The organism is Paractinoplanes rishiriensis (assembly GCF_016862375.1).
Taxonomy (GTDB): domain Bacteria; phylum Actinomycetota; class Actinomycetes; order Mycobacteriales; family Micromonosporaceae; genus Actinoplanes; species Actinoplanes rishiriensis.
In genome coordinates this window covers 59,442-67,463 of record NZ_BOMV01000066.1, presented here as the reverse complement: position 1 = coordinate 67,463, position 8,022 = coordinate 59,442, and the positions used below count along the sequence as shown (strand labels likewise).

Here is an 8,022-nt window from a genome sequence, read left to right as displayed (position 1 = left end):
CGGGCTGAGCGGGCTGAGCGGGCTGAGCGGGCTGAGCGGGCTGAGCGGGCCGAGCGGGCCGAGCGGGCCGAGCGGGCCGAGCGGGCCGAGCTGGTCGTCCAGGGTCGCCACCGCGCCCAGGGCCGCCGGTTTGTCCAGGGCCGGGGTTCCGCCGTACATCGACCACCGCAGGAAGGCGATGCAGCTGGCGCTGACCGCCGGGAACCCGGCCGTGGACACCAGGTGGCCGCCGCGGGTGACGGTCAGCATGGCCCGTGACCACGGCACCGCCTCGAACACCGTGCGCGCGGCGCGGTAGCTGCCCAGGGAGGTGTGCGGATACAGCGGGGCGGCCACCACATAGCCGGCGAGGGCCCAGCTCACCAGCAGCGTCGCGTAGTCCTCCGGCTGCGAGTTCAGGCTGAAGATCACCAGCGGGTACGGCCCGGGTGGACGCGAAGATGTCCGCGGCCGAGCGACCGTAGGCCGGCGTGGCGGCCAGCCCGCCCGCCGCGCCCGCCGCCAGGCCGAGAAGCAGTGTTCGTCTCCGCACGCCTCCAAGATCGTCTGCGGTCCTGTGCTGGGCCTTTCCGGCGGCTGTGGTTTTTACCGCGACCAGGGGACCGGGCGAAACCGGTCCGCAAGGGGGCCCTGGGGCGGGACAATCCGGAATGTGCGGAAGAAGTGGCTGATCGCGGGTCTGGTTGTTGTGGCTGTCGGTGCGCAGGGGGCGGCGTTCTGGCTCGACCGGGCGGAGGACGACCGGACACCGGTCGCCGTCGCCACGGTGGCGGTGGACACCGGCGAGGTGACGGTTTCGGTGGCGGCCACCGGGACGGTGCGGCCCGCCACCACGCGCAGCCTGGCCTTCGGCATCGACGGGACGGTGGCCCGGGTCGCGGTCCGGCCGGGGAGCGTGGTCCGGGCGGGCGCGGTGCTCGCCTCGGCCGACACCACCGCCGCGGCGGCCGCGGTGCGCCAGGCGCAGGACGACCTGGACGCCGCCGAGTCGGTGCTGGACACCGCCGAGCGCGTGGCCGCCGCGGCAGCCACGGCTCCAGCCGCGAGCTCCGCTCGTGGGGCGGCCGCGAGCGAAATGCCCGCCGGAGCCGTGCCGCCGGAGGATCAGGCCGTAGCCGCACTGGACCTGGAAGCACAGGCCACCGGCCTGGACGCGATCTTCACCGCCACCGAGCGCGTCAACCGCGCCCGCGCCGCCCTCGCCGAAGCCAAGGCCGCCCTGACCGGCGCCACCATCACGGCCCCCATCGCCGGCACCGTCATGACCGTCGCCGGCCGGGTGGGCAGCCGCGTCGGGAAGGGGGCCGCCTTCGTCACCCTCGCCGACACGTACACCCTGCAGGTTGATGCCTCTTTCCCGGAGGCCGACGCGGGCAGCCTCGCCGAGGGTCAGACGGCCACCGTGACGCTCGCCGACCGGGTCGGGGAGGAGTTTCCGGCCGACGTGGTCCAGGTCGATCCGGTCGGCGCGGTGGAAGGCAATCTGGTCACGTACGGCGTCATCCTCTCGTTCCGGACGCAGCCGCCCGGCCTCCTGGTCGGGCAGACCGCCGCCGTCGAGGTTCGCACCAGCCACGTCGCCGACACCGTGCGAGTGCCGGCCACCGCGGTGCGCGAGACCGACCGGGGCCGCGGCCTGGTCCGGGTGCGCACCGGCGCCACGCAGGCCGAACGCGAGGTGACCGTGGGGCTGCGGGGAGACCTGTACACCCAGATCACCGGTGGGCTCACCTCGGGCGAAGTGGTTGTTCGGTCCTGGTAGCCAGGTGTTCTTCCGTTTTGCCCGCGAACGGGGGCTAACGCCGGTAAACATATGGTGTGCGCCGGCTCCCTGCCCTGCTTGTCAACCTGCTCCTCGCCGTGCTCGTCGCGGCCGCGGTCGGGTGGTCGGTGCTTCTGGTGCGGGGTGACGATCAAGATCCAAAGACCGCGGGCGTACGCACCGTCGCCGTCGCGCAGGGTGAGGTCACCGCGACGGTCACCGCGGACGGAAAGCTGGAGTCGGCGATGACCGCGTCGGCCGCGTTCGGCACCACCGGCACCGTCAGTAACGTCTACGTGAAGGTCGGGCAGCGCGTCACCGCCGGTCAGCTGCTCGCCAAGGTCGACCCGGCGGCCGCCCAGCGCCGGCTCGACCTCGCCGAGGCCAACCTGCAGGCGGCCACCGACGCGCTGGACCGGGCCGCCGACGCTGGTCTCGCCACCGAGGCCGCCGAAAATGAGGTGGCCGCCGCCCAGCTCGCCGTCGACGACGCCATGGCGGCGGTGACCGGCACCAGGCTGACCGCGCCGATGAGCGGCACCGTGACCGCCGTGAACGGCACCGTGGGAGCGACCGCCAAGGAGGCCGAGGACGGCTTCGTGCAGATCGCCAACCTCGGTGACCTCCAGGTGCGCGCCGCCATCGGCGAGGCCGGCGCCACCCGGGTCCTGGCCGGGCAACTCGCCACGATCACCTGGAGCGCGCTGCCGGGCGCCACCGCGAACGGCCGGGTGGTCGCCGTCGACCCGTCCGCGACCACCACCGGCGGCATGGTCACCTACGGCGTGACCGTCGGGATCGACACGCTGCCGGCCGGCGCCAAGCCGGGCCAGACCGTCGAGGTCACCGTCACCACCGGCACGGCCGCCAACGTCACGTACGTGAACGCGGCCGCAGTGACGCTCTCCGGTAACCAGTACACCGTCACCGTGCGCAAGGACGACGGGACCACCGAAACCCGTGCGGTCCGCGTCGGGCTGGCCGGCGATGACGCGTACCAGATCATTGAGGGTTTGACCGTGGGTGAACGCGTCGTGCTGCCGGAGAGCGACTGATGGCACCCGTCCTCGACGTCCGCGGCGTCACCAAGGTCTACGGCACCGGTGACACGGCCGTGCACGCCCTCGGCGGCGTCGACCTCACCGTCGAGCGGGGCGAGTACATCGCGATCATGGGTTCGTCCGGCTCCGGGAAGTCGACCCTGATGCACATCCTCGGCTGTCTCGACGTGCCCACCGCCGGCCGCTACCTGCTGGACGGCGTGGACCCAGGCGGCCTCACCGACCGCCAGCTGGCCCTGGTCCGCAACCGCCGGATCGGGTTCGTCTTCCAGGCGTTCAACCTCATCCCGCGTACCACCGCACTGGCGAATGTGGAGCTCCCGCTGGCCTACGCCGGGGTGAAGGCGCGCGAGCGCCGGACCCGCGCCATGAACGCGCTGGAGACGGTGGGCCTGGCCGACCGCGCCGAGTACGAGCCGGGCCGGCTCTCCGGCGGTCAGCAGCAGCGCGTCGCCGTGGCCCGGGCGCTGGTCACCGAACCGGCCCTGCTGCTCGCCGACGAGCCGAGCGGCAACCTGGACAGCCGGTCCACCGAGGGCCTGCTGGCTGTTTTCGACGACCTGCACGCGTACGGCCGAACCATCGTGCTGATCACCCACGAGCCGGACGTGGCCGCCCGGGCCGGACGCCTGATCCGCCTGCTCGACGGGCGGGTGCAGGCCGACGAGCGGCAGCGCCCGCACGTGCCGCGGCACGCGGTGGGTGCGGCCACATGACGGAGATCGTCCGCTTCGCGCTGCGCGGGGTGGCCGCCAACAAGCTGCGCTCGGCGCTCACCATGCTCGGCATCCTGATCGGGGTGGCCGCGGTGATCCTGCTGGTGGCGGTCGGCAACGGCTCGGCCCGGCAGGTCAGCGACCGGATCGAGGCCCTCGGCACCGACACGCTCACGGTGACCGGCGCCGGCCTGACCCTCGACGTGGCGCAAGCCCTGGACGACCCGGTCCTGGCGCCGGACGTCCGGTCGGTGTCGCCGGTGGTGACCACCAGAACGACGATCACGTACGGCGGAGCCGAGCACGACGTGAGCGCGCTGGTCGGCAGCACGGCCACCTACTTCGGCGCCGCGAACACGCCGGTCGCCTCGGGTGCCGCGTTCACCGCCGAGGACGACCGCGCCGGCCGCCGGGTGCTGTTGCTGGGCCGGACCGCCGCCGAGGAACTCTTCCCCGGCACCGATCCGGTCGGCGGGCAGGTGACCGTCGGCGGCTCGCTGTTCACGGTGGTGGGCGTGCTCGCCACCCGGACCGCCGCCGACCCCGCCGACCTGGCGATCGCGCCGATCACCGCGGTCCGCCAGGTGCTGACCGGCTACGGCGACCTCACCTCGATCCTGGTCGAGGCGGACGGCCCCGACCGGGTCGGCACGGTCGAGGCCCAGATCGGCACGATTCTCGACCAGCGGGTGTCCGGTGTCCGCATCCGAAGCGCCGAACAGTTGCTCGCCACCCGCGACGGGACCGCCGCCACGTTCACCGCCCTGCTCGGCGCCGTGGCCGCGATCAGCCTGCTGGTCGGCGGCATCGGCATCACCAACATCATGCTGGTCACGGTCACCGAGCGGACCCGGGAGATCGGCATCCGCAAGGCCCTCGGCGCCCCGCGGCGGGCCGTGCTGACCCAGTTCCTGGTCGAGGCGACCCTGCTCAGCGTCCTGGGCGGCGGTCTCGGCGTGGTGGCCGCGCTGATCGGCGCGAACTTCACGATCGCCGGCGTCACCCCGGTGGTGGTGCCGGGTTCGGTGGCGCTCGCGCTCGGCGTCTCGGTCGCCATCGGCCTGTTCTTCGGCGGGCTGCCGGCCGCCCGCGCCGCCCGGCTGCGTCCGATCGACGCACTCCGCTACGAGTAGGGACCCGCGATGACCGACACCGACACCGAGGTCATCCCGGCCGTCGACGACGACCTGAGCACCGCCCTGGCCGCGGCCGCACCCCGCCGCTGGTCCAACCGTGCCACCCCGCTGCTGCTCGGCCTCGCGCTGCTGGCCGGCGGTTTCCTGGGCGGCGTCACCGTGCAGAAACAATTCGGGGGTACGAGGACCAGCGACGTCCCGGTGCCGCCGGGCGCGACGGCCGGCACGCTCCAGACGGTCGGCACGGATTCGCTGACCATCCGGACCACGACCGGCCGCACCGTGGTCGTGAAGATCGCCCCGGACACCCGGCTGCAGCGGCCGGCCGTGCTCACCGACCTGCGCACCGGCCAGCCGGTCACCGTGCAGGGCAGCACGGCAACCGACGGCACCATCGCCGCGACCGTGGTGAGCGGCTCCTGACCGGTTACGCCTGGACCTCGATCCCGTCCACCCGGTCCGGGTAGAAGGCGACGTGGTCCTTGATCGCCGCCACCGCCGGGCGCGGGTCCGCGTACTCCCAGATCGCGTCGACGGCCCGGTCGCCGCCCACCGGGATCGAGTAATAGCTCGCGTCGCCCTTGTACGGGCAGTAGCTCGTGGTGTCCGTCCGCTCCAGCAGCGACCGGTCGACGTCGGCCAGCGGCACGTACTGCACCGCCGGGTACGACGCCTCCTGGAGGGTCAGCGCGTTGCGGCTGTCGGCCACCACCTTGCCGGCCACCGTCACCACGACCCGGCCCTGCGTGGGGGTGACCGTGATCGGATGGTCGGGACCGGGTTCCAGTACGGGCTTGTTGACCATGTGTCGCTCCTCCTAGTGTCGGTCACATGCCGGGACCAGCAGAATCAGCCGCCGTCGCGCTCGGCGTCCGCCACCGGGTGATCCGGCACGGTCCGGTGGCGAGCGTGGCCGAGGCCGCCGCCGCGCAGGGCGTCGAGGTGCGCGACCTCATCAAGACCATCGTGGTACGCCGCGGCGCCGGCGACTACGTCTTCGTGCTGGTTCCGGGTGACCGGTCGATCTCGTGGCCCAAGCTGCGGGCGCTGCTCGGGGTGAACCGTCTCTCCCTACCCGATGCGGTGACCGCCAAAGACGCGACCGGGTACGAACGTGGCACGATCACCCCGTTCGGCTCGGCCAAGCCGTGGCCGGTGATCGCCGACGAGCGCGCCCGGGGCCGCTCGATCAGTCTGGGCGCGGGGGAGCGCGGCGTGGGCCTGCAGGTCGCGGCCGACGAGGCGGTGGGCGCGCTGGACGGCACGTTCGCCGACGTCACCGAGCCGATGTAGGTTGCCAGCGTGAGCGACGATCCGATCCAGCCCTCGATCCCCCCGTCCGGCACCGGCTGCGCGGAGTGCCTCGACGGCGGCGGCTGGTGGTTCCACCTGCGCCGGTGCGCCCAGTGCGGGCACGTGGGCTGTTGCGACAGCTCGCCGGCCCAGCACGCCACCGGGCACTGGCGGGCCACCGGGCACCCGGTCATCCAGTCCTTCGAGCCGGGCGAGGACTGGTTCTGGGACTACTCCACCGGGCAGGCCGTCCGCGGTCCCGCGCTGGCGCCGGCCACCAGCCGTCCCGAGGAGCAGCCGGCACCGGGACCGGCCGGTGCCGTGCCCGGCGACTGGCGCACCCGCCTGAATCGCTGAGAAACGGTTACCCGCTGTCTTAGAGTCGGTTGGGGGAGCCTGACACGGGGGATGGTGCGTGGTGTCCGATCTGAGGGCGAACGACTGGGCCGAGCCGGACAGCGTGCTGGGCACGTACGTCGCGCAGATGGACCGGCTCTCGGCGCCGGTGAAGCCGGGCGTGCCGCTCAGCCTCACCGTGCACGGCCTGCTGGTCAGCGGCGAACTGATCCCGCAGTGGCAGTGGTTCTCCGAGGTCAGTGAGTTGAACGACCACGAGGACGCCTTCTACACCGGCATGGCCGAGCACATGAAGGAGCAGTCCGACCTGGCCCACGACGCGATCAAGCTGCGCGACTCCGGGCACGAGGTCACGCAGCGGCAGCACAACGCCGTGACCGCCCCGACGAAGTACATCCACCTGCGCAACACCCGGATCTACTCGCCGGACAGCGAACCCGGCGAGGTGCGGCTGTGGCGCGGGCGGCTGTGTGACGTCTCGGGATGGACGCCGGGCGCACCGGTGTCGGCCGGCTGAATCTCCGTCGGCATCTCCTCCGCCGGCCGCCAGATGGCCGCCGGTCTCTCCTCCTCCGCCGGCCCATCCGTGGCCGCCGGCACCTTTGCCGCCGGCGCCTTCTTCGCCGTCGGTGACCAGGCGAAGGCCAGCGCACTGCCGACGATCGACAGCAGCAGCCCGATCACGAAACCGCCCAGGTTCGACGTGATCCACGAGCCGAGTGCCAGCACGGCGGCCACCAGCGAGTAGAACAGCCGCTGCTGCGGGTTGAACAAGAGCAGCAGGCCGCAGATGAGGATCAGGACCGGCACCAGGAAGCTGGCGAGCCCGTCCATGCCGACGTGCACGACCACCGGCAGGGGCGCCATCACGGTCAGGAACATCTCGGCGCCGCCGAGAGTGACGAACAGCCCGCCCCAGAAGGGACGGGCGTGCCGCCAGTGCCAGAATGCGCTGCGCTGCTTCACGTCGGTCAGCAGCCGTCGTCGGTGAACGCCATCCGCAGGTGCGGCAGGGTGAACCGGGCCGCCGTGGTGGCGTAGTTGTTCTGCCGCAGGTCGGTGATCTCGACGATGTCGGCCTGCTGGGCGAAGACGCCCTCGCCGCCGCGGATCTTCTCGCCGGTGCCCGGGTCGGTCACCTTGTCCAGGGTGCTGGCGTCCTGGCCCACGTTGATCCGCTGGAAGTTGGCGTTACCGGAGATCAGGTCGGAGTCCACGATCAGGGTCTTGGCCTTGACCGGGGTCCCGGCGTCGCCGGCGGTGATCTTGAGAAACATGCCGCCCAGCGAGACGCTCTGGCACAGCTTGGTCAGCTCGGCGGTGTCGATCGCTGACACGATCACCACCATCTGGCCGCCGGTGTCGCCCTCGTTGGGGCTGTTCGGAATCATGTTGTCGATCGTCGCGAACTGCTCGAAGCCCTCGCCGTACAGTTTGGTCGCGGTGACCGTGAACGGCATGCCGGAGATCGAGAAGTTCGCCGCGAGAACACCGTTCGCGGTCAGCGTGATCAGCCCCGCGGAGACCGCGCCGGTCAGTGCGAGCATGCCGCCGAAACGCTTCCAGCGCACCCCGCCCGTGGCTGGCCCGGTGGTTACCTCGTCGTCCGTGACGCTCATTTCGTAGCTCCCTTTGTCGGTCAGGAACAACGGGGGACTAATCCGTTGTCGGTGGTGCACAAAGGTCGATAAATCGGC

Annotated in this window: 11 protein-coding genes and 1 pseudogene; 8 read left to right on the top strand and 4 right to left on the bottom strand. The window is 72.1% G+C overall.

Going from position 1 to position 8,022, the window contains the following annotated elements; genetic code table 11:
• Positions 1 to 411: pseudogene (locus tag Ari01nite_RS31860) on the bottom strand (hypothetical protein); the annotation flags it as partial.
• Positions 412 to 652: 241 nt separating this feature from the next.
• Here Ari01nite_RS31860 and Ari01nite_RS31855 point away from each other — a divergent pair.
• The 5 genes from Ari01nite_RS31855 to Ari01nite_RS31835 are packed head-to-tail and all read left to right on the top strand — an operon-like array spanning position 653 to position 5,098.
• Complete coding sequence (locus Ari01nite_RS31855; RefSeq protein ID WP_239163209.1) at positions 653 to 1,762, top strand: efflux RND transporter periplasmic adaptor subunit; 1,110 nt, start codon at positions 653 to 655, stop codon at positions 1,760 to 1,762.
• Between the two features lie 56 nt (positions 1,763 to 1,818).
• Complete coding sequence (locus Ari01nite_RS31850; RefSeq protein WP_239163208.1) at positions 1,819 to 2,817, top strand: efflux RND transporter periplasmic adaptor subunit; 999 nt, start codon at positions 1,819 to 1,821, stop codon at positions 2,815 to 2,817.
• Positions 2,817 to 3,539, top strand: coding sequence for an ABC transporter ATP-binding protein (locus Ari01nite_RS31845; RefSeq protein ID WP_203785931.1), 723 nt, complete (start codon positions 2,817 to 2,819; stop codon positions 3,537 to 3,539). Before Ari01nite_RS31850 ends, Ari01nite_RS31845 begins: the two co-directional genes overlap by 1 nt.
• Positions 3,536 to 4,672 carry an ABC transporter permease gene (locus Ari01nite_RS31840; protein ID WP_203785930.1) on the top strand — a complete coding sequence of 379 codons (1,137 nt, stop codon included), beginning with the start codon at positions 3,536 to 3,538 and terminating at the stop codon, positions 4,670 to 4,672. The genes Ari01nite_RS31845 and Ari01nite_RS31840 overlap by 4 nt, the downstream gene beginning before the upstream one ends.
• A gap of 9 nt (positions 4,673 to 4,681) precedes the next feature.
• Entirely contained in the window at positions 4,682 to 5,098 is a 417-nt protein-coding gene (locus Ari01nite_RS31835; protein WP_203785929.1) for a hypothetical protein, read from the top strand.
• Between the two features lie 4 nt (positions 5,099 to 5,102).
• Here the strand turns inward: Ari01nite_RS31835 and Ari01nite_RS31830 are convergent, their stop codons facing one another.
• Positions 5,103 to 5,480, bottom strand: a complete 378-nt coding sequence (locus tag Ari01nite_RS31830; RefSeq protein WP_203785928.1) for a DUF427 domain-containing protein — start codon at positions 5,478 to 5,480, stop codon at positions 5,103 to 5,105.
• A gap of 26 nt (positions 5,481 to 5,506) precedes the next feature.
• On the opposite strand from Ari01nite_RS31830, the gene Ari01nite_RS31825 reads away from it, so the two are divergent.
• From Ari01nite_RS31825 to Ari01nite_RS31815, 3 genes are all read left to right on the top strand, one after another.
• Positions 5,507 to 5,968 (top strand): aminoacyl-tRNA deacylase, encoded by a 462-nt coding sequence (locus Ari01nite_RS31825; RefSeq protein WP_203785927.1) that lies wholly within the window; start codon positions 5,507 to 5,509, stop codon positions 5,966 to 5,968.
• Positions 5,969 to 5,977: 9 nt separating this feature from the next.
• Positions 5,978 to 6,325, top strand: a complete 348-nt coding sequence (locus tag Ari01nite_RS31820; protein ID WP_203785926.1) for a UBP-type zinc finger domain-containing protein — start codon at positions 5,978 to 5,980, stop codon at positions 6,323 to 6,325.
• Positions 6,326 to 6,386: 61 nt separating this feature from the next.
• On the top strand, positions 6,387 to 6,842 hold the full coding sequence (locus Ari01nite_RS31815; RefSeq protein ID WP_239163207.1) for a GvpU-like protein: 456 nt from the start codon (positions 6,387 to 6,389) through the stop codon (positions 6,840 to 6,842).
• Here Ari01nite_RS31815 and Ari01nite_RS31810 read toward each other — a convergent pair.
• Together Ari01nite_RS31810 and Ari01nite_RS31805 are read right to left on the bottom strand one after the other, a co-directional pair.
• Positions 6,743 to 7,291, bottom strand: a complete 549-nt coding sequence (locus Ari01nite_RS31810) for a DUF6114 domain-containing protein (RefSeq protein WP_203785924.1) — start codon at positions 7,289 to 7,291, stop codon at positions 6,743 to 6,745. The two genes, Ari01nite_RS31815 and Ari01nite_RS31810, sit on opposite strands and share 100 nt — an antisense overlap.
• 5 nt (positions 7,292 to 7,296) lie before the next feature.
• Positions 7,297 to 7,944 (bottom strand): DUF6230 family protein, encoded by a 648-nt coding sequence (locus tag Ari01nite_RS31805; RefSeq protein WP_203785923.1) that lies wholly within the window; start codon positions 7,942 to 7,944, stop codon positions 7,297 to 7,299.
• Positions 7,945 to 8,022 lie beyond the last annotated feature (78 nt).